General features: G+C 44.7%; 22 protein-coding genes. 6 read left to right on the forward strand and 16 right to left on the reverse strand.

Annotation, left to right across the window (positions count from 1 at the left end; all coding sequences use genetic code 11):
* Positions 1-113 precede the first annotated feature (113 nt).
* From ACU37H_RS07635 to hemA, 8 genes are all read right to left on the reverse strand, one after another.
* Complete coding sequence (locus ACU37H_RS07635) at positions 114-635, reverse strand: STM3941 family protein (protein WP_472702122.1); 522 nt, start codon at positions 633-635, stop codon at positions 114-116.
* 89 nt (positions 636-724) lie between these two features.
* Complete coding sequence (gene hemB / locus ACU37H_RS07640; protein WP_472702121.1) at positions 725-1,708, reverse strand: porphobilinogen synthase; 984 nt, start codon at positions 1,706-1,708, stop codon at positions 725-727.
* Between the two features lie 31 nt (positions 1,709-1,739).
* Positions 1,740-2,141 (reverse strand): four helix bundle protein, encoded by a 402-nt coding sequence (locus tag ACU37H_RS07645; protein ID WP_472702120.1) that lies wholly within the window; start codon positions 2,139-2,141, stop codon positions 1,740-1,742.
* 102 nt (positions 2,142-2,243) lie between these two features.
* Positions 2,244-3,299 (reverse strand): oxygen-dependent coproporphyrinogen oxidase, encoded by a 1,056-nt coding sequence (hemF, locus tag ACU37H_RS07650; RefSeq protein WP_472702119.1) that lies wholly within the window; start codon positions 3,297-3,299, stop codon positions 2,244-2,246.
* 11 nt (positions 3,300-3,310) lie between these two features.
* A complete protein-coding gene (gene hemE / locus ACU37H_RS07655; RefSeq protein WP_472702118.1) occupies positions 3,311-4,348 on the reverse strand; it encodes a uroporphyrinogen decarboxylase in 1,038 nt (345 codons plus the stop codon).
* Between the two features lie 17 nt (positions 4,349-4,365).
* A complete protein-coding gene (locus tag ACU37H_RS07660; protein ID WP_472702117.1) occupies positions 4,366-5,064 on the reverse strand; it encodes a uroporphyrinogen-III synthase in 699 nt (232 codons plus the stop codon).
* The gene (gene hemC / locus ACU37H_RS07665; protein WP_472702116.1) at positions 5,054-6,013 is read right to left on the reverse strand and encodes a hydroxymethylbilane synthase; all 960 of its coding nucleotides are present in this window, start codon (positions 6,011-6,013) and stop codon (positions 5,054-5,056) included. Before hemC ends, ACU37H_RS07660 begins: the two co-directional genes overlap by 11 nt.
* On the reverse strand, positions 6,013-7,254 hold the full coding sequence (hemA, locus tag ACU37H_RS07670; RefSeq protein WP_472702115.1) for a glutamyl-tRNA reductase: 1,242 nt from the start codon (positions 7,252-7,254) through the stop codon (positions 6,013-6,015). Before hemA ends, hemC begins: the two co-directional genes overlap by 1 nt.
* Positions 7,255-7,541: 287 nt before the next feature.
* Here hemA and hemH point away from each other — a divergent pair, with 287 nt between their 5' ends.
* The 4 genes from hemH (at position 7,542) to ACU37H_RS07690 (ending at position 10,939) form a co-directional block, all read left to right on the forward strand.
* Complete coding sequence (hemH, locus tag ACU37H_RS07675; protein ID WP_472702114.1) at positions 7,542-8,564, forward strand: ferrochelatase; 1,023 nt, start codon at positions 7,542-7,544, stop codon at positions 8,562-8,564.
* An 83-nt stretch (positions 8,565-8,647) separates the two neighbouring features.
* The gene (locus ACU37H_RS07680; protein WP_472702113.1) at positions 8,648-9,118 is read left to right on the forward strand and encodes an OsmC family protein; all 471 of its coding nucleotides are present in this window, start codon (positions 8,648-8,650) and stop codon (positions 9,116-9,118) included.
* A complete protein-coding gene (locus tag ACU37H_RS07685) occupies positions 9,118-9,675 on the forward strand; it encodes a CopD family protein (RefSeq protein WP_472702112.1) in 558 nt (185 codons plus the stop codon). Before ACU37H_RS07680 ends, ACU37H_RS07685 begins: the two co-directional genes overlap by 1 nt.
* Before the next feature lie 43 nt (positions 9,676-9,718).
* Positions 9,719-10,939, forward strand: a complete 1,221-nt coding sequence (locus ACU37H_RS07690) for a purple acid phosphatase family protein (protein WP_472702111.1) — start codon at positions 9,719-9,721, stop codon at positions 10,937-10,939.
* A 56-nt stretch (positions 10,940-10,995) separates the two neighbouring features.
* Here ACU37H_RS07690 and atpH read toward each other — a convergent pair whose 3' ends face one another.
* The 7 genes from atpH to ruvC all read right to left on the reverse strand — a co-directional run bounded on the left by atpH (position 10,996) and on the right by ruvC (position 15,302).
* A complete protein-coding gene (gene atpH / locus ACU37H_RS07695) occupies positions 10,996-11,559 on the reverse strand; it encodes an ATP synthase F1 subunit delta (protein WP_472702110.1) in 564 nt (187 codons plus the stop codon).
* Between the two features lie 45 nt (positions 11,560-11,604).
* Entirely contained in the window at positions 11,605-12,099 is a 495-nt protein-coding gene (gene atpF / locus ACU37H_RS07700) for a F0F1 ATP synthase subunit B (RefSeq protein WP_472702109.1), read from the reverse strand.
* A gap of 217 nt (positions 12,100-12,316) precedes the next feature.
* Positions 12,317-12,568, reverse strand: a complete 252-nt coding sequence (gene atpE, locus ACU37H_RS07705) for an ATP synthase F0 subunit C (RefSeq protein WP_346236528.1) — start codon at positions 12,566-12,568, stop codon at positions 12,317-12,319.
* A gap of 122 nt (positions 12,569-12,690) precedes the next feature.
* Positions 12,691-13,839 carry a F0F1 ATP synthase subunit A gene (gene atpB / locus ACU37H_RS07710; protein WP_472702108.1) on the reverse strand — a complete coding sequence of 383 codons (1,149 nt, stop codon included), beginning with the start codon at positions 13,837-13,839 and terminating at the stop codon, positions 12,691-12,693.
* A gap of 122 nt (positions 13,840-13,961) precedes the next feature.
* Positions 13,962-14,438 carry a nucleotidyltransferase gene (locus ACU37H_RS07715; protein WP_472702107.1) on the reverse strand — a complete coding sequence of 159 codons (477 nt, stop codon included), beginning with the start codon at positions 14,436-14,438 and terminating at the stop codon, positions 13,962-13,964.
* 14 nt (positions 14,439-14,452) lie between these two features.
* The gene (locus ACU37H_RS07720; RefSeq protein WP_472702106.1) at positions 14,453-14,671 is read right to left on the reverse strand and encodes a hypothetical protein; all 219 of its coding nucleotides are present in this window, start codon (positions 14,669-14,671) and stop codon (positions 14,453-14,455) included.
* A 73-nt stretch (positions 14,672-14,744) separates the two neighbouring features.
* On the reverse strand, positions 14,745-15,302 hold the full coding sequence (ruvC, locus tag ACU37H_RS07725) for a crossover junction endodeoxyribonuclease RuvC (RefSeq protein WP_472702105.1): 558 nt from the start codon (positions 15,300-15,302) through the stop codon (positions 14,745-14,747).
* 29 nt (positions 15,303-15,331) lie between these two features.
* On the opposite strand from ruvC, the gene ACU37H_RS07730 reads away from it, so the two are divergent.
* Together ACU37H_RS07730 and ACU37H_RS07735 are read left to right on the forward strand one after the other, a co-directional pair.
* Positions 15,332-16,342 (forward strand): lysylphosphatidylglycerol synthase transmembrane domain-containing protein, encoded by a 1,011-nt coding sequence (locus ACU37H_RS07730; protein WP_472702104.1) that lies wholly within the window; start codon positions 15,332-15,334, stop codon positions 16,340-16,342.
* A 65-nt stretch (positions 16,343-16,407) separates the two neighbouring features.
* Positions 16,408-17,232 (forward strand): DUF3108 domain-containing protein, encoded by an 825-nt coding sequence (locus tag ACU37H_RS07735; RefSeq protein ID WP_472702103.1) that lies wholly within the window; start codon positions 16,408-16,410, stop codon positions 17,230-17,232.
* Positions 17,233-17,307: 75 nt separating this feature from the next.
* Here the strand turns inward: ACU37H_RS07735 and proS are convergent, their stop codons facing one another.
* The gene (gene proS / locus ACU37H_RS07740) at positions 17,308-18,786 is read right to left on the reverse strand and encodes a proline--tRNA ligase (RefSeq protein ID WP_472702102.1); all 1,479 of its coding nucleotides are present in this window, start codon (positions 18,784-18,786) and stop codon (positions 17,308-17,310) included.
* Positions 18,787-18,912 lie beyond the last annotated feature (126 nt).

Raw genomic sequence — 18,912 nt, forward strand, 5'->3', positions numbered from 1 at the left:
AATTATTTCTTCTTTTATTTCATCAGTGCGATTATTACTATCATCTGTCTTACAACCTAAATGAATATTTCGGTCAGGCCCGCTTGTACCGCAATGCATCATTTACTCAACCATTAACGCCGCTTTTCAAACTCCCCTTTAACAATAGCCATCAGCTCATTAAAATCCGCTTTTAACCGGCTTGCAGCAATATTCACGGGTGTTTTTAATGAGGCGTAATTCAGCTCCAGCATTTTTCTCTTTACCGTATTGGGTTCGCTGGCGATGAATGCCTCTGGTTGTTTGATAAAAACAGTAATAAAGTCGTCGCCGGATATTTTGATGTGCCTGATATCGGCTACCTCTTTCCATAAGACTTTTTGAAAAGCAACGTTCATGGAATTATCGGTAATGCCCTCCTCATCGATCATCAGTCCCGGCTTTTTGGTAAACACTTTTTGCGATACAAAAGCTGCGCAAAAAATAAATATCAACGTGCCAATATAGCCCATCACTTTGATGAATCCATAGTTATTGCCTTTTATAAATAAGTCCGGCCGGATGGCCATACCCGTGAACACAATAATTAATACCACAAACAGCACAAATCGTTTTATGGCTTTAGACTTATCAAGAGGAACGCGAACACGAGGCATAGTAATATGTCTGATTTAGGATGTTTGATTTGTGATGTCTGATTTTTGATTTCTGATTCGAAGTGCTTGTAAGATTGTCAACATTTAACCTATCCACCTATCAATTCAACTGCCTGCCTCGCAAAATAAGTCGCTATCAGGTCTGCCCCCGCTCTCTTGATGGAAGTAAGACTTTCTAACACCGCCTTGTTCTCATCCAGCCAGCCTTTTTCAGCAGCAGCTTTGATCATCGCATACTCACCGCTTACATGATACGCTGATACAGGAACCGTCACGGTGTTTTTTATTTCACGAATGATATCAAGGTAGGCCATCGCGGGTTTCACCATTACAATATCAGCCCCTTGTTTCACATCCTGCAAGGTTTCATTGATGGCTTCTATGCGGTTGGCGTAATTCATCTGGTAAGTCTTTTTATCGCCAAAGCCGGGTGCGCTGTCTAACGCATCTCTGAAAGGCCCGTAAAAGCAACTGGCATACTTGGCACTGTAACTCATGATGCCGACATCATGATAACCATTCTCTTCCAAAGCCTTCCTGAAGGCGCCAATCCGTCCATCCATCATATCACTGGGCGCGATGAAATCTGCTCCGGCTTCCGCATGCGAAAGACTCATCAGGGTCAATGCTTCAACTGTTTCATCATTTAATATCGTTCCCTTTTCAACGTTGACAATTCCATCGTGTCCGTAGATGGAATAAGGGTCCAATGCTACGTCTGTCATCACCAGCATATCCGGAACCGCATTTTTTATTTCTTTAACGGCACGCTGCATCAGCCCATCCGGATTCCATGCTTCCTTCCCGGTATTGTCTTTCACTTCGTCCTTTGCTTTTACAAAAAGCAACACACTTTTCAAACCCATCGACCAAAGCTCTTTAACTTCTTTGACCGTTATATCCAGGCTATTACGGTAATAGCCGGGCATGGATGCTATTTCTGTTTTATTATTTTCTCCTTCATCGATAAACAAAGGAACAATAAAATCATTAGGCGTCAATATCGTTTCAGCCACTAACGCTCTTGCTGCTGCTGACTTACGGGTTATTCTGTTTCTTCTGTTTAAATACATACTGTTGGATTTCTGATGTATGATGTTTGATTCAGGATTTCTTTTGATCTGACTCACTATCATCTCCATCAACTCTGTTTCTGATCTTCAACTTATTTGTTTTATCCGTTGCTGCGAAAATCGCCGTCAATTCGTTCGCTTCCTTAATTAATCTATCCAGCTCATCGCTCTTATGTAAACCTGCTTCTTTAATTACTTCAAGCCAATAATGGCTTTCATCCGCTTCTTCCAGAACAATCGCTATTTTGTATAAAAAATCTGCCGGAGACTTTGCTCTTACGGTTGCCCGATAATTGGCCCCAACAGAACCCGCCGACCTTATTAATTGCTTCGCGGTTTCGAACCCAGCTGCGTTTTTTGGGAAATACTCACAGATGTGGATCACATCAACATGAAATTTCCTTGTCCTTCTTTGTAATTCCTTTCTATCCATATAGATAATATTTTACTAATGAATATAATCGAATTATCAAATATCATAATATAAAAATCTGCATCGAGACCTTGTCACAAATCCGACATCGTAAATTCAACATCAGACATTGCTTGTCACCCAATCCCGCGGCTTCAAACAAACCTGCACCAACCGATCTTCCGGGCTTCCCGGATCCGGCTGATAATTGTAATCGAACCTTACTGTTGGCGGCAAACTCATTAAAATACTTTCCGTCCGCCCATTCGTTTTCAGACCAAAAATAGTACCTCTGTCGTGAACCAGGTTGAACTCCACATACCGCCCTCTTCGAATCTCTTGCCAGTACTTGTGTTGCCCTTCAAAGGCCATGCTTTTTCTCCGGGCAACAATCGGAAGATAAGCCGGGAGGAATGCGGTACCACAGGCCTTGCCAAAATTGATCCAGAAGTCGACATTTTTATGAGTGTCCGGTTTTTGATGATCATAAAAGATACCACCTATGCCACGGCGCTCCTGATTACGGTGTGTATTCACAAAGTAATCGTCGCAGATCTTTTTGAATTGAGGATAAAACGACTGGTCGAAGTCATCACACACATTTTTATACGTTTGATGAAAGTGAACCGCATCTTCATCGAAAAGATAGTACGGCGTCAGGTCTGTGCCACCGCCAAACCAACGATCGATGGTGTTCCCTTCGGTATCGTACAACTCAAACATCCGGTAGTTACAATGCACCGTGGGCACAAACGGATTGAAGGGGTGTATCACCAGACTTAACCCCGCCGCGAACCATCGATCGCCATTGATGCCAAGTGCTTTCCGCATGGTATCAGTTACCTCCCCGTGCACCACCGAAGTATTGACACCGCCTTTTTCAAAAACAGCACCATTGGCGATTACCCGCGTTTTTCCACCGCCACCGCCTTCGCGTTCCCACTTATCTTCAATAAACTTTGCTTTGCCATCCTCCTGCTCCAATCCGGCACAAATTTCGTCCTGCAATTGGTGGATGAAAGCAACCCAGCGGTCACGTATGGAAGTATCTTGTTGCATCATTGTTGGAACATGTTGAACGGTCGTTGGAAGTATGTTGAATGTGGATGAATTGTCGTTGAATACAGTTGAATAGTCGATCAGGATAAAACTGTTATTCAACCACCATTCAACTGTCATTAAACCCCTTATTAAAAGGCCTCTTTCACCGTCTCCACAAAAGCTTTTGCGTGATCGACCGGAACATTGGGCAAAATACCGTGTCCCAGGTTGGCGATATGCCTGCCGGGTCCAAAGGCTGTAAGCATTTCCTTCACTTCTTTCCGGATCACAGAAACAGGCGATAACAATTTAGCCGGATCAAAATTTCCCTGTAACGTAACAGCATCGCCAGCTAGTTGTCTGGCCATTTCAGGTTCGATACACCAATCGATGCCCAGGCCATGCGCGCCGGTCGCAGCCATTTCACCCAACGAGCTCCACGCTCCTTTTGCGAACACAATTGTCGGAGCTTCTTCTTTAATGGCAGCTACGATCTGCCTGATGTATTGTAAGGAAAAAGTCTCAAAATCCTTTTTACTTAATAGCCCGCCCCAACTGTCGAAAACCTGCACCATGTCTGCACCTGCAGCAATCTGTCCTTTTAAATAGGCGATTGTAGTGTCTGTGATCATTTGCAATAAAGTATGCGCCAGTTCAGGGTTTTGATAACAAAAGCCTTTTGCTTCGTCAAAGGTTTTGCTGCCTTTGCCTTGCACCATGTAGCACAGCAATGTCCAGGGAGCGCCGGCAAAGCCAATTAGTGGAACCTGACCGTTTAATTCCTGCTTGATTAAGCGGATCGCATCGAACACGTAATGTAACGAGTCCTGTACATCAGGCACCTGGATGCGGTTGATGTCCTCCCGCGTTTTGATAGGTTCCGGCAACAGCGGCCCTACTTTCTCAATAAGCTGTACTTCCATACCCATCGCCTGAGGCACTACGAGAATGTCTGAGAAAAGAATAGCTGCATCAACACCAACAATATCCACAGGCTGCAGGGTGATCTCGCAAGCCAGCTCCGGATTTTGACATCTTTCAAAGAAAGAATACTTTTCGCGAAGCTTAATGTATTCCGGCAGATATCGGCCGGCCTGCCGCATCATCCATACCGGAGTGCGCTCCGTCTTTTCACCGAGTAACGTGCGGATGATCAAATCATTTTTTATAGTAGTATCTCGTTTCATGTAATTGTTCTTTTGGGTCATAAAGCTTTTGTGCTTTTGATGACCTTATTCAGCATTGCCTCTCCACTGGCGCTATCGGCAACCATAATATTATCAGAATAAGGCTCCAATGATTTTGCAGTAGTATGGCCCACTGCAAAACACCTGGTTTCCTCATGCATTTCATTTAAAGAAAAAAAACTCTCCACTGCGCTCGGACTAAAAAACAGTACACCGTCATATTCCCGTGTTACTTTGTGTGGCGTTGCAATGGTATTATACACTGTGTACTGATGCAGCACGAGACCTGTGTTGGCCAACTTTTCAGGAATCGTGTCCATTCTTTTATTGCCACAAAAAAAATGCGCCTCTTGCAATCCCTCTTTCAGGATCTGCTCTGCCAGCGCCGCACTGTCCTGCGCGGTCGCATGAATAACAGATCCCGGAAAATACTTTTGAACACGTTGTTTGGTAGCACCGAACAAACAGTAAATAGTCCACCGCGGTTGCTGTTGTAACAGAGAAGCCACGACGGATACAGCCTTGGAACTGGTGAAAATAATATGGGCAGGTCGAGTTGCCAGATCCAGAACCCGTTTTGTCAGACCATCATTTACAACCGGAACTGACTCAATAAAAGGTAAACAGCTAAGATGGATAAAATGAGCCTGAGCTTTCGCAATAACAGCTGGCTCCAGAACCTTTGTACTTAATATGTCTGTAAATTTATTTTGCATTCTTAAATGCAGCTACGAGTTCCTTTCCTCCCTGATCCAGGATATATTGTCCGGCGATAGTCCCGGCTTCTTCCAAATCATTAAAAGAAAAACTTTGTTCTACTTCAATTTTCTCCTTTCCGTCCGGTGAAACAATATTGCCTTTGAACAAGATCTCGTCGCCATTTACCTGTGCTAATCCGCTGATCGGCGTAGAACACCCGCCCATCAAGGCACTCAGGAAATCTCTTTCCACTTTTACACAAGCTGCTGTCGAAGCATCATCGAGCAGCGCACAGGCCTCTAAAACAGCCTGATCTTGTTCTTTTGCCACTACCATAATCGCGCCCTGAGCCGGGGCGGGCAACATCCAATCTAAATCCACACTATTCTCAGGCCGCAAGTGGATCCGTTCCAATCCTGCAGCGGCAAATATGGCTCCGTGCCAGTTACTTTCGGCCACCTTCTTTAAGCGCGTATTTACATTTCCGCGCAGGTTTTCGATTATAGAATCGGGATAGCGGTTCAACCATTGTGCTCTACGACGGATGCTGCTGGTAGCAATGCTGATAGTTGACGGTTGAGCGTTGACGGTTGACAGGCTTTCCCTCAATAGCTTCTTACTATCATCTGTCATCTGCTCTCTAATCACTAAAATATCTTTATGACTGGCGCGCTTCAACACAGCGGCTTGCACAATACCTTGAGGCAGCTGTACCGGTACATCTTTCATACTATGCACCGCAATATCGATTCTGTTGTTTAATAAAGCTGCGTCAAGACTTCTGGTGAATACGCCCTGAACCCCCATAGCATAAAGGGGGGTTACCAGGTCCATATCACCTTCGCTTTTGATAAACACCAACTCTGCGGCATGACCGTTTTTTTCGAGTAACTGCTTTACAAGATCTGCCTGCCATACGGCCAACTGGCTTTCTCTTGTACCTATTCGGATGGGATTATTTTGCATCAGGACATTTGCAGGTAATCATTAATCAAATTGATGAACTGGCAACCTTTGTCATTTTTTGTCTTCAGGTTCACGGCGAGTTGCTTCACCGCCTTTTGTGCCTTTACGGTTTGCTGCCTCAGATTGGCATCTTTGGCAAATTCGCAAGGATGCAACTGCAGCTTATCAATTTCCTGCAGTTTACTTTTCCAGGTTTTCAGGTGAAGGGCATACCTGTAGTCTTTGAGCCACTGCCAGAACTCCTGCGTATAAAATTCAATAATGGCTTCCGCCTTGGGCACTTCAGCCCTGCGTCTGGCCAGCGTTTTGTCTAAAATGGTGGTAGAGATCTCATCTACATCTATTACCAGTTTACCGTCCATCGATTTTACATCGGGGTGGACGTTAACCGGAACAGACAGATCAAGGATCAGCTTGTCGTCTGTCTCATTAAAATGAGAAGGCAGCACGGTAGGCTCATTCGCATTGGTACATACAATCACTACGTCTGACTCTGCGATCGCCTGAGCTTTGTTTTTATATTCGGAAAAATGAATCCCGTTGGAACGTGACAGCGCCAACGCCGTATCATCCGTACGATTCATCACCGTAAGCGTAACACCCGGAAAATAAGTCACCAGATTCTTGCACACGTTAGCTCCAAATTTGCCGGCACCGATCACCAGTATTTTTTTTGCATGCAGGTCCGGAATGGCCTGAAGCAACTCGATCGCGGCAAAGGAAACGGATACCGTTCCATTGCTAAGCTCTGTTTCTGTCTTAATACGTTTAGAAGCCTGGAACACGAAGTTGAGCGTGCGATCCATCACGGGGCCAATTACGCCATTGAGCTTCGCCAGGTCAACAGCTTTCTTAATCTGCCCCAGGATTTCATAGTCACCTAAAATCTGGGAATCAAGGCCGGATGCTACATTGAAAAGATGTTGAAGCGCGGGATTACCATTCTTAAGATAGGCATACTCGAAAAAAGTATTCCTGTCGGCTTTACACTGATCCAGCAATAAGTTGACTAATTGCATAACAGATTCAGCGAAACCATAGATCTCTGTACGGTTACAGGTAGACACTACAAAAACGCTCTTAAGATCGGCAGCTTTCGCAGCGAGGGCCAGCCTGGCAAACTGCTCACTGTTGATGGAAAACAAACCACGGGTTGCGGTATCAGCTTTATGATAGTTGATTCCTGCAACGCAAAACCTATCGAGCACTTGTTTTGAAATATGAAAATCTTCGGCAGACATGTGAGTCGTGCAAATGTATATAAGCCTGGCATTATTAACGTCATTTTTTTGTCATGTAGCATAAAAAGCGGGAAGCGCTTTTTAATATTTGTGTTAGATCAATTTTGCTCATCCCGCTGCATATTTTGCTACCTTTGCGAAAATTTTTCCGGACCTGCCTTGGCTTTAATTCCTGATGATTCTGCAGTCATGCAACAGCGGTAATAAGTCTATCGCTGGCATGGAGAAAAAATAAAAGAAGAGAAGGACAGAAGCGCTAAGCGGATATAATAAATATGACTCTCGCAATGAACAAAAAAGGAATAATACTGATGAATCTCGGGTCTCCGGATTCCACCAGCCGGTCAGACGTAAAAGAATATCTTGATGAGTTTTTGATGGATGAAAGAGTGATTGACAAGCCTTATTGGCTGCGCTTATTGTTGGTAAAAGGTGTTATCACACCGTTCAGAGCAGCGAAATCTGCAGAAGCTTATAAAACGATCTGGTGGGAAGAAGGGTCACCGCTTGTGGTGCTGACAGAACGATTGCAGCAGGCGTTACAGGAAAAAACGGACACGCCTATAGAAGTAGCGATGCGCTACCGAAAACCGCATCCCAAAACGGCCTACGACAATTTGTTGGCAAAGGTGCCGGACCTGGAAGAAGTAATCCTGGTACCACTTTACCCGCATTATGCCATGAGCAGCTGGGAGACGGCGGTGGAATACATGAAAGAGATCCACAAGAAGCATCGCTACTCGTTTTCGCTGAAGATCGTGCCTCCGTTTTATAAGCATCCCGCCTATATCAATGCGTTGGCCGAAAGCATGAAGCCTTATTTACAGGATGACTTTGATCAGTTATTGTTCAGTTACCATGGTATCCCGGAAAGGCACGTATTGAAGACAGATCCCACCAAAAGCCATTGCATGCAGGTGGATAACTGTTGCTTTAAGTCGAGCGCTTCACATCCTACCTGTTATCGGCACCAGGTGACCATTACCAGCGAACTGGTGACCAAAAAATTAGGGCTGAAAAAAACACAGTGGGCGCAGGCCTACCAGAGCCGCCTGGGACGGGACCCTTGGTTGCTGCCCAGTACCCAGGAGCGACTGCCCAACCTCCCCAAAGAGGGCGTAAAGAAAATAAAGGTCGTTTGTCCGTCTTTTGTGAGCGATTGCCTGGAAACACTGGAAGAAATCGAAGAGCGGGGGAAAGAGGATTTTATGGCTAATGGAGGAATCAGGTATGAGTATATTCCCTGCATGAATACGCAAGAGGTTTGGGTAGATGCTTTGCTACAACTAATAGAAGAAGTATCATCTTGATGAACACTTTTAAATTGAATATCTTTTAGATTAAATAATTATCACGGAGAAAGCCGCCCTTGCGGCTTTTTAATTTCTAAGACATGTCAAAAGAACATCATTATCAGCTGACGCTTAACTGGCAGAGCCCGACCGGTACTGAAAATTACCAGTCCTACCAGCGTGATCATACCATCAGTATTGCTAACAAACCTGAGATAGAAGCCAGTTCTGACAGTGCTTTCCGGGGCAATCCGCGCAAGCACAACCCGGAAGAACTCTTTTTAGCCTCCATTGCAAGCTGCCATATGCTTTGGTATCTACACCTTTGTGCAGTAAATGGAATTACCGTGATCCGCTATGAAGACCAGGCGTCCGGAGTGATGGAAGAAACAGCGGACGGTGCGGGAAAGTTCACTTCAGTCTCGTTGAACCCGGTTGTAACCATCACTAGCGGAGCGCTTTTGGAGAAAGCCAGGGAATTGCACAAAGAAGCGAACAAATTTTGTTTTATCGCCAATTCTCTGAACTTTGCGGTGGCGCATCAGCCGACAATCATTGTTAAAGCCAATTAATGACCAACGCGTATCTCTACTTTAAAGCCATCCACATCATCTTTGTCGTAACCTGGTTTGCGGGACTTTTCTATATGCCGCGCCTGCTTATCTACAATGTGGAAGCGAATGAGAAGGAAGAGGGCGCGAAGCAAGTACTACAAAATCAATTTGCCATCATGATGAAAAGATTGTGGTATGGCATCACCTGGCCTTCTGCTTTACTGACCTTACTGTTTGGCCTGACCGTGTTGATTAAGGGGGACTGGGACAGGGTCTTATTAAAAAAAGAAGGCCTTTGGCTGCTTCTCAAGTTGATACTCGTATTGTTCCTGTATGGATACCATTTGTATACGCATCGCATCTTTAAACAACAGCTGAAAGGAAAGTTTACATTAACTTCACAGCAGTTGCGCATGTGGAATGAAGTAGCCACCTTATTTTTGATTGGCATTGTGATGCTGGTGGTGGTGAAACAAGGGGTGAGTCTGGTCTGGGGATTGGTGGGTACGCTGCTGCTGGTAATTGTGTTAATGCTTGCTATAAAAATTTATAAACGAATCAGAACGGGGAACTGATGTTTTCGATCCTCTATACGCTCTAACTCTTAAAACCTCTATTATGCCGATTAAACGTCGCGATTTTCTGGGCAACGTGTCCAAGGCGGGCCTGTTGGGCGCGCTCGGAATTGGGAACGGGATTCAATTGATTGATGATGTAAATGATCTTTCAGCGCGTCCGGAACAAGGGCACGTTTTTTTATCTCAGCCCTACCTTCAGGCGCCCTCAGCGAGCAGTATGAATATTTTCTGGATCACCAATAAGCTTTGTTATAGCTGGGTCGAGTATGGTGAAGGAGATAACCTGGATCAGAAGGCACACGAGGTGAATAATGGATTGGTCAACGCTTACAACCGTGTCAACAATGTGAAGCTGAGCAACCTGAAGCCTAACACTACCTACAGGTATCGTGTCGTATCAAAAGAAATTTCGGAGTTTTTACCTTACAAATTGACTTACGGAGAAACGATTACCAGTGATGTAAAAACCTTTACCACCGTCAATCCTTCAGCAGAAGAAGTAAGCTGGCTGATCATGAACGACATTCACGACCGCCCGCATTCTTTCGGACAGCTGATGAAGCTGAACGGAGACGAACCTTATGATTATGTGTTTCTGAATGGTGATATGTTTGACTACCAGAAGGATGAGCAACAACTTATCGATCATCTCATACAGCCCTGCACGGATGTATTTGCCAGCACTAAACCATTTTTCTTTGTGCGGGGTAACCATGAGACCAGGGGTAAGTATAGCCGGGACCTGGCGGATTATTTTACGTCTCCATCTGGCAATTACTATCATAGTTACCAGTGGGGTCCGGTATATAATGTTGTGCTCGATACCGGGGAAGATAAACCTGATGACGCTCCTGTATACGCGGGTATCGTCGACTTTGATTCCTATCGAAAAGAGCAGGCAGCGTGGTTTGAGAAGGAAGCGCAGACCACCGCTTTTAAAAAAGCTCCGTTCCGAGTGGTGATGATGCATATTCCCCACTTTTACTCCGGCGATTGGCATGGCACCATGCATTGCCGTGAATTATTTGCACCTCTGTTCAATAAATACAAGGTGGACATGGTAATATCCGGGCATACACACCGCTTTGGCGTGTTCAAGCCTGAGAAGGGAACGCATAACTATCCCATCATTATCGGGGGCGGACCTCAGGAAGGCCGTAGAACGATCATGAAAGTGAAGGCCAACCGGCAGGAATTGAACCTGAAAATGATCAAAGATGACGGAACGGAAGTAGGCAGCTATTTAGTAAAAAGCCGATAATAAAGAAGCCCGCAGACAAGATCTGCGGGCTTTTGCTTTAATATTATGGTAACTGCTTATCTCACTTTGTAGATGAAGTCATTGTTCTTAAACTGTTTTGCCACTTCGCGCAGATCGTATGCTATGCTTGCGTCTACCATCTTGTCTCCCATTTCCAGCACAAAGCCACCGATAATATCCGGATTCACTTTTTCCTCCAGCTCCACTTTTTCCACGCCTGCCGCTTTCTTAACCTGAGCGATAATATTTGCCCTTGTGGCTTCATTTACAGGAACGGCTGTTGTTAGTTTTACGGTATTGATATTGTTATATGTTTTGTATAACCGGACAAATTCGTTCAACATTTCGGGTAGGTGCAATTCGCGCCCTTTAGCGATCAGCAAGCGAATGAAACCCGATGTGATCTCTCCGATATTATTTTTGGCCACCGCATCGATGATCGCCTGCTTTTTATCGGCCTTGACAATAGGACTGCGCAACAAGCTTACAAAATCGCTGCTGCTTTTACAAACAGCCTGTAACCATTGCACATCTGCAAATACTTTTTCTAACTGGCCTTTCTCTACAGAGATGTCCAATAGAGCCTTTGCGTACCTGTATGCTAACCTGGGATTAAGCATTGTTTATTTTTCTGATTTGAAATTTCTGATTCTGATTCCTGTTGCTTAGTTAAGCTTGATGCTGTCTACCAAACCGTTGATGTGTGCTTCCTGCTTGTTTTCGCTGCTCAACTCCTGCTTCAACACTTTTTCGCTCACTTCGATAACCAGCTTTCCTACCTCGTTTTTCACTTCAGTCAGGGCCGCCATCTTTTGTGCGTTGATCGCTTGCTGTGCGTCAGCAATAATTTTAGATGCTTCCGCTTTTGCCTGCTCTTTAGCTTCGTTGATCATTTTGTCCTTAGTCTCGCGCGCATCTTTCAGCAGCGCTGCTCTTTCTTCGCGGGCTTTCGCCAATAATGCTTCGTTTTCGCTTTGCAAAGCAGCCATCTCCGCTTTTACTTTTTCTGCAGTAGCAATAGCACCCGCAATGTTTTGTTCACGATCGTTCAATGATTTCAGAATCGGCTTCCAGGCAAATTTTTTCAGTATTAAAAATACCACTACAAAGGCAACGAGCGCCCATACAAAGTAGCCAAGATCAGGAGTAAGTAATTGCATTGTTGTATGTTGATGTTAATAGTCCACGGACGATGGTCAATAGACCATGGACAAAATTGTTATTTATATTCTACAAATTCATTGTGCAACACGCGCCCGGATGAACTTTCGTTCGGACAGGCAACAAAGATAATAGTAGCACAAAAGCTGATTAGATAATTAAAAATACTGCATCCTCCGCCCTTTGCTTTGGATGCAATAATTTTTTGCGAAGCTATTACTTCAATACAGCCAATAAGCCTGCGATTACCGCAAACAGGGCAACACCCTCGATAAAGGCTGCAGTCAAGATCATAGCACCACGAATGTCGTTAGCTGCTTCTGGCTGACGGGCGATACCTTCGGTAGCACCTTTACCGATTTGGCCAATACCCAAACCAGCACCAATTGCTGCTAAACCAGCACCTAAAGCACCACCTACGTGAGACCAGCTACCGGTTACTTCCAACAAAGTGTTTAATAAATCCATGATTGTGATTTTATATAATTAAAAATAAAAAACGTGTTTCTGTTTGACGTCTGATTTTTTGATGTCTGATTGTTAGCCATCTGTCAACTACCATCCGTCCTCTGTCCTCCGTCCACTATCACTTAATGATGCGGCTGCACATCTTCTTCATAATGATGATCGCCAATAGCGCCACCGATGAATACGGATGTTAACACCGTAAAGATGTACGCCTGGATAAAGGCTACCAAAATTTCTATTACATAAATGAAAACAGCAAACGCAATCGATATAGGACTAAATGCCCAACCAGCTGTTTTGCTCATTTCACCAAAGATGAAAATAAGGCTTACGAAACTCAGGATAATGATGTGACCCGCCGTCATGTTGGCAAACAAACGCACAATTAACGCGAACGGCTTGGTGAATACACCTAAAAGCTCCACGGGGATCATTAATATTTTGACAGGCAACGGAACGCCGGGAAACCAGAAGATGTGCTCCCAGTAGTGCTTGTTGGTGCTGAATAAGATCACGAGCAAAGAGATGATTCCCATCACAGCTGTAAAGGCTATATTGCCCGTAACGTTTGCCGCGCCGGGTAATAGCCCGAAAATATTATTGATCAGGATAAAGAAGAAAACAGTAAGCAGGTAAGGCAAATACTTCTTGTACTTAGGACCAAGATTGGGCTTAGCAATATCGTCACGTACAAAAGTGATCACCGGCTCCACTGCATTCTGAAAACCTTTGGGTGCAGAAGTAACGCCTTCGCCTTTTTTATATTTTTTCGCCAGAGATGTTAAGATCAGTATCAGCACGATCAGCGCCAGCAACATTTGAGCAACGTTCTTCGTGATGGAAAAGTCGTACACTTTCACTGACTCGTCCACATTTCCCGCTTCATCCACCGCTACCACTTTATCATGCTCTAATTTGTAGCCATTATACGCTTCATGTCCATGGTGAAAGTTGGACGACATGAAAGCCGAAAAACCTCTCTGAGGAGAATACACCAGAACCGGCAAAGGCAACGTAGCGTGAAACTCACTACCATCGCTGTTTTTCAAGGTGAAAAAATGAAATTCGTGCGCATCTGCAATGTGGTGTAAAATCGCTTCACCGGGATTAAACGCTTCTTCTGTTTCAGCACCATGCGCTGCCGCGCCATGTGCTGCATCAGCAGTTTCATGAGACGTTTCGTGCTGCGCAAAGGCAGATTGGCCAGCGAATACTAAAAACAAGCTGAAAGCCGCTACTATAAAGGATTTGAAGCCGTTAGAACCCATCATTCAGTGAAATTTGGCGCAAAGATAAGGGGAGTTAAGGAAAGTTGACAATTTTGCGGGGTGAAATATGCTCCCAAATGGTGCGTTCCACAAATCAAAATTGGCATGTCCGTTACCGGGATCACTCACTCATCTGCGGTGATTATTTTAATTTTCTCCAGCTCGATAATATCAATCTGATCTTTAGGCCAGGCCACAGCTTTTTTGTTAGCAAGTAAGTCGTCAATGCTTAAGAATGGTACTTTAACGCCATTGAAGTCGGCTATTTTTGCCCGGGAAAGGCATTCCTCAAAACTGATGCCCTCCAACCCTTTCATCGAAGTCATAATATCCAGAATCAGCCCTTTAGCAATATAGAACTGAGTCCATCCTGGCACAAATGGCATGGTTTCTAATGAAGGGAAATCTCCGTAGTTCAGGTCTTTAAATGCTTTTCTCAGCTTTTGTCGATTACCTAGCTCATCCATTAGCCACAGATCCGCATCGTCTGTGACACGATTGAATCCTTGCATATTTACAGCGAACCCTCCCACCATTATATAGGATACCCCGTTGGTATTCAGCAGTTCCCAAAATTTGAGTAGCTCTTCATCAAGATCCATCTGACAAAAAAGGATTATGAAATCTTGGCGGCAGACAACATCTTGCCTATTTGCATCATGCGGCAAAGCGTTTGGAGTCGTTCCATGTCGGTTTTTTGAAGCCGTTGTTTCAGATTATATTCTTCGGCTTCCTCCTGGGAGGAAAACGACCTCATAAACGGCACATCTGGTTCGTTAACCACCGAAAGAAGCTCGTCTTCTTTACAAATGATATATCGTTTGTTCTCCTCCATGAAATGCAATTTGCTTATTTTTTGGCTGATCATCTAAGACTCCACAAATTGGAGGTTTCTCCAATTGCTGGTCTCACTTCACCCTCGCCGGATTCTTTTTAATAAAATCTTCCCACCCATTAAACCCCGAGGATAGCGGAATCGGGGACATCAGCTGGTAGTGGTGGCAAATTGCGACGGCCAAAGCATCGGTGGCATCAAAATACTGGGGCAGCTCGGTCAGCTTCATCATTTGCTGTAACATTTTCCAGACCTGTGTTTTGTCAGCATTTCCGTTGCCTGTTACGGCTTGTTTCACCTTCTTTGGGGAATATTCCGTAATCGGCAGATTATGATGCATGGCTGCAGCGATCGCAACGCCTTGTGCCCTTCCTAATTTCAACATACTTTGAACGTTTTTGCCAAAAAAAGGCGCCTCAATAGCAAATTCGGTAGGTTGGTAGGTATGGATCAGCTCCGTCACCTTTTGATGGATCAGGTTCAGCCGCTCATAATTGTTTTTTCGGGCGGGAAGCTTTAACGCTTCCATCTCCAGTAATTGCACTTTTTGTCCGTTACACAGAATAATTCCGTATCCCATGACAATGGTGCCCGGGTCAATACCTAATATTATTTTGGAAGATTGTTGCAAACAGGTCTATTTTTACGCTTCCGGTGAAGGTGAACAAAAATATCAAAATATTCATCAACTATTTTTTAGGACCGCTTTTGTTTGTCTGGTTGGCCTGGTCCATTTACACCCAGATCAGCCGTCAGCCGGGGCTGGAAGATGCATTGCTTGAAATACAGGCTTCCTTAGCCAGTTCGAATATTTTTTACCTGGTGCTCACCATTGTATTAATGTTGGTCAACTGGAGCCTTGAAGCCTATAAATGGATGCTGGCCGTAAAAAGAATTCAAACCATCAGCTTCGCCAGAGCTTTTAAAGCCATTTTTTCTGGTATTTCCTTTTCAATAAGCACGCCCAATTCAATCGGCGAATATGTTGGCCGTGTATTATATATGAGTGAAGGAAACCGGATCAAGGCAATTTCCCTGACGGTTGTTGCTAATATGAGCCAGCTCATCGTCACCTTTATAATGGGCTTCTCTGCACTGCTTTTGTTAAAAGATGATTTGATAAAAGCGGGCATCGTGAGCGTGGCGTTCGCAAATGCCTTTCTATGGGTTTCGGCGATTATTGTTATTATATTGCTATTATTTTACTTCCGTCTGCCATGGTTAATAAAAATAATCGATAAATTGCCGCAAATCAGCAAGTTCTCTTGGGCGATCGAGGCGGTGGAGCATGTAAGTGCAACTTTATTGGTAAAGTTTTTGTCTTTATCAGTAGTACGTTTTCTCGTTTTTAGCTTACAGTATTTCTTGCTATTCGAGCTGTTTGAAGTAAACGTGGATATGGTACAAAGCTGGATGGGGATCAGTGTTATGTTCCTGGTGATGGCGATCATCCCCACTATCGCTCTTTTCACGGATCTGGGGTTAAAAAATGAATTGAGCATCCAGTTAATGGGACTTTTCACCACGAATCACCTGGGCGTGAGCCTGACCTCCTTATCAATCTGGCTGATCAACCTGGTGTTTCCCGCGCTGATAGGCAGCTTGCTGATATTAGGAATAAAAAAGATTTTTAAAAATACACGTAAACAACCGGAAAATATTTCCGTATAAGAACATTTCGCTGCACATGTTCCCAATCACGTTTCATGTACACGAAATGAAAAAAACACACACAAATGAAAGCACTTAGATTATCTATTTTAGGGTTATTTTCCATCGCTGCTATGGCTAATACTACGATGCCGGTAGCAGATAATGGAGAAGTTGCACCCAAATGCGGCATTAGCAACACTGCTTTTAAAGCAGGAGAAAAGGTCGGCTTTATAGTTTATTATACAGCAGCTAAAATTATCAATGTAGCGGCAGGAGCCGGCTCCTTCACAACAACACTTGAAAAGTTGAATGGAAGGTCGGTTTATCATGTCGTGGGTGAAGGACACACACTCCCTTCTTACGAGTGGGCCTACAAAGCCAAGGATACTTATGAAACCTTCATGGATGTAGAAACGCTGCAGCCATTGAAATTTGTAAGGAATGTAAATGAAGGAGGATACAAAAAATACCAGAATGTCAGCTTTAACCGCGCGGCCAATACCGCCATCAGCAGCGAAGGTGTCTTTAAAATACATGCTTGCGCACATGACGTGGTAAGCGCCGTTTTTTATGCCCGGAACATTGATTTCAGCAGGCTAAAACCTAACGATCGTATTCCCTTTAATGTGTTCCTGGATAATGAAATGCACTCCATGTATGTTCGTTATCTCGGGAAAGAAGTTATCAGCACGAAGTACGGGAAATTCAAAACCATCAAATTCAGGCCTTTGACAATAAAGGGGACCATATTTGAGGGAGGCGAGCAGATGACGGTTTGGGTTACGGATGACGCCAACCATGTACCGATTCGCATCGAAAGCCCGATCATTGTAGGAAAGGTAAGGATTGACATGACGAGCTTTGATAATCTTCGCAGTCCCATGTCAGCACTGATCAAGAAATTTTAATTATTCATCTGGTGAATAAGAAAACGGCCAAAAGAAATCCTCTTGGCCGTTTTTTAATATATATAATTATTTAAATTAATAAGCTCTCGCAAAAAGCACCCGTCGCTGTGAGGGCTTGCCGCTCAGGATACAGGTTCCGCCTTCGACGCCTAAATCATCAATTGGGATACAGCGGATCGTTGCTTTTGTTTTTTCTTTGATCTCATTCTCTGTTTCCGCAGTACCATCCCAATGAGCTAAAACAAATCCTCCTTTTTCATCCAATAGTCTCACAAACTCTTCCCAGGTATCAGCTTTGGTGATATGCTCATCTCGGAAGGTTTTCGCTTTTTGGAACATATTATTTTGGATATCATTCAGCAAACCGTCGATATACTGGCTGATGCCATCCAGGCCAATCGTCTGTTTTTCCTTGGTATCGCGGCGTGCCACCTCCACTACATTCTTTTCCAGATCCCGCGCACCGAGGGCTAGTCTGACAGGCACTCCTTTCATTTCGTATTCTGCAAACTTCCAACCCGGACGGGCGTTGTCGTTATCGTCATATTTAGCCCGGATACCCAAACCTTTTAAATTAGAAAGGATTTCTTCTGCCTTTGCATCAATCATCGCTTTCTGTTCCGCCCCTTTATAGATGGGTACAATCACCACCTGGAGCGGCGCGATCCGGGGAGGCAGGATAAGGCCTGCATCGTCGCTATGTGCCATCACCAGCGCGCCCACGAGTCGGGTGCTCACTCCCCAGCTGGTCGCCCACACATATTCCAGCTGATTTTCCTTACTTAAAAACTTAACGTCAAACGCTTTGGCGAAATTCTGACCGAGAAAATGCGATGTCCCGGCCTGCAGCGCCTTACCGTCTTGCATCAGCGCCTCAATGCAGTAGGTGTCGACCGCTCCGGCAAACCGCTCGCTCGCGGTTTTTACACCTTTTATTACGGGAACCGCCATAAATTCTTCGACAAAAGTGGCGTAGACGTCCAGCATTTTCTTAGCCTCTTCTTCGGCCTCCGGCTGAGTGGCATGGGCAGTGTGCCCCTCCTGCCACAGGAATTCTGCAGTACGCAGGAACAGGCGGGTACGCATTTCCCACCTCACCACGTTGGCCCACTGGTTCACGAGAATGGGTAAGTCTCGATATGATTGGATCCAGTCTTTATAGGTATTCCAAATGATCGTTTCACTGGTGGGCCGCACGATCAACTCTTCTTCGAGCTTAGCTTCCGGATCCACGATTACGCCTTTTCCGTCAGGATCATTTTTTAACCGGTAATGAGTAACCACCGCACACTCCTTAGCAAAGCCCTCTACGTGGGCAGCCTCCTTGCTTAAAAAGCTTTTGGGAATAAAGAGCGGAAAGTAGGCATTCACGTGGCCCGTATCCTTGAACATCTTATCCAGCGCGTCGCGCATATGCTCCCAAAGCGTGAAACCATACGGCTTGATCACCATGCAGCCTCTGACAGCTGAGTAGTCGGCCAAACCTCCTTTCAGAACCAGGTCGTTATACCATTGCGCATAATCCTGTTGCCTCGATGTTATTTCTTTACTCATATTTAATTTGTTACTCTTAATATTTTCCGAACGCCTCTCTACTCCAAATTTGAACCTTTCTTTCGACTCCAACCAACTTTTTCCCAATTGTATCCGTCCTCCAGATTAAGCGATCATTTTGCCAAC

Source organism: Niabella sp. ZPM-14 (assembly GCF_055693045.2).

What these genes read in the sequence shown, in the direction of transcription:
- ACU37H_RS07635 (WP_472702122.1), bottom strand. Translation starts at nt 635, where the DNA reads ATGCCTCGTGTTCGCGTTCCTCTTGATAAGTCTAAAGCCATAAAACGA.
- hemB (WP_472702121.1), bottom strand. Translation starts at nt 1,708, where the DNA reads ATGTATTTAAACAGAAGAAACAGAATAACCCGTAAGTCAGCAGCAGCA.
- ACU37H_RS07645 (WP_472702120.1), bottom strand. Translation starts at nt 2,141, where the DNA reads ATGGATAGAAAGGAATTACAAAGAAGGACAAGGAAATTTCATGTTGAT.
- hemF (WP_472702119.1), bottom strand. Translation starts at nt 3,299, where the DNA reads ATGACAGTTGAATGGTGGTTGAATAACAGTTTTATCCTGATCGACTAT.
- hemE (WP_472702118.1), bottom strand. Translation starts at nt 4,348, where the DNA reads ATGAAACGAGATACTACTATAAAAAATGATTTGATCATCCGCACGTTA.
- ACU37H_RS07660 (WP_472702117.1), bottom strand. Translation starts at nt 5,064, where the DNA reads ATGCAAAATAAATTTACAGACATATTAAGTACAAAGGTTCTGGAGCCA.
- hemC (WP_472702116.1), bottom strand. Translation starts at nt 6,013, where the DNA reads ATGCAAAATAATCCCATCCGAATAGGTACAAGAGAAAGCCAGTTGGCC.
- hemA (WP_472702115.1), bottom strand. Translation starts at nt 7,254, where the DNA reads ATGTCTGCCGAAGATTTTCATATTTCAAAACAAGTGCTCGATAGGTTT.
- hemH (WP_472702114.1), top strand. Translation starts at nt 7,542, where the DNA reads ATGAACAAAAAAGGAATAATACTGATGAATCTCGGGTCTCCGGATTCC.
- ACU37H_RS07680 (WP_472702113.1), top strand. Translation starts at nt 8,648, where the DNA reads ATGTCAAAAGAACATCATTATCAGCTGACGCTTAACTGGCAGAGCCCG.
- ACU37H_RS07685 (WP_472702112.1), top strand. Translation starts at nt 9,118, where the DNA reads ATGACCAACGCGTATCTCTACTTTAAAGCCATCCACATCATCTTTGTC.
- ACU37H_RS07690 (WP_472702111.1), top strand. Translation starts at nt 9,719, where the DNA reads ATGCCGATTAAACGTCGCGATTTTCTGGGCAACGTGTCCAAGGCGGGC.
- atpH (WP_472702110.1), bottom strand. Translation starts at nt 11,559, where the DNA reads ATGCTTAATCCCAGGTTAGCATACAGGTACGCAAAGGCTCTATTGGAC.
- atpF (WP_472702109.1), bottom strand. Translation starts at nt 12,099, where the DNA reads ATGCAATTACTTACTCCTGATCTTGGCTACTTTGTATGGGCGCTCGTT.
- atpE (WP_346236528.1), bottom strand. Translation starts at nt 12,568, where the DNA reads ATGGATTTATTAAACACTTTGTTGGAAGTAACCGGTAGCTGGTCTCAC.
- atpB (WP_472702108.1), bottom strand. Translation starts at nt 13,839, where the DNA reads ATGATGGGTTCTAACGGCTTCAAATCCTTTATAGTAGCGGCTTTCAGC.
- ACU37H_RS07715 (WP_472702107.1), bottom strand. Translation starts at nt 14,438, where the DNA reads ATGGATCTTGATGAAGAGCTACTCAAATTTTGGGAACTGCTGAATACC.
- ACU37H_RS07720 (WP_472702106.1), bottom strand. Translation starts at nt 14,671, where the DNA reads ATGGAGGAGAACAAACGATATATCATTTGTAAAGAAGACGAGCTTCTT.
- ACU37H_RS07735 (WP_472702103.1), top strand. Translation starts at nt 16,408, where the DNA reads ATGAAAGCACTTAGATTATCTATTTTAGGGTTATTTTCCATCGCTGCT.
- proS (WP_472702102.1), bottom strand. Translation starts at nt 18,786, where the DNA reads ATGAGTAAAGAAATAACATCGAGGCAACAGGATTATGCGCAATGGTAT.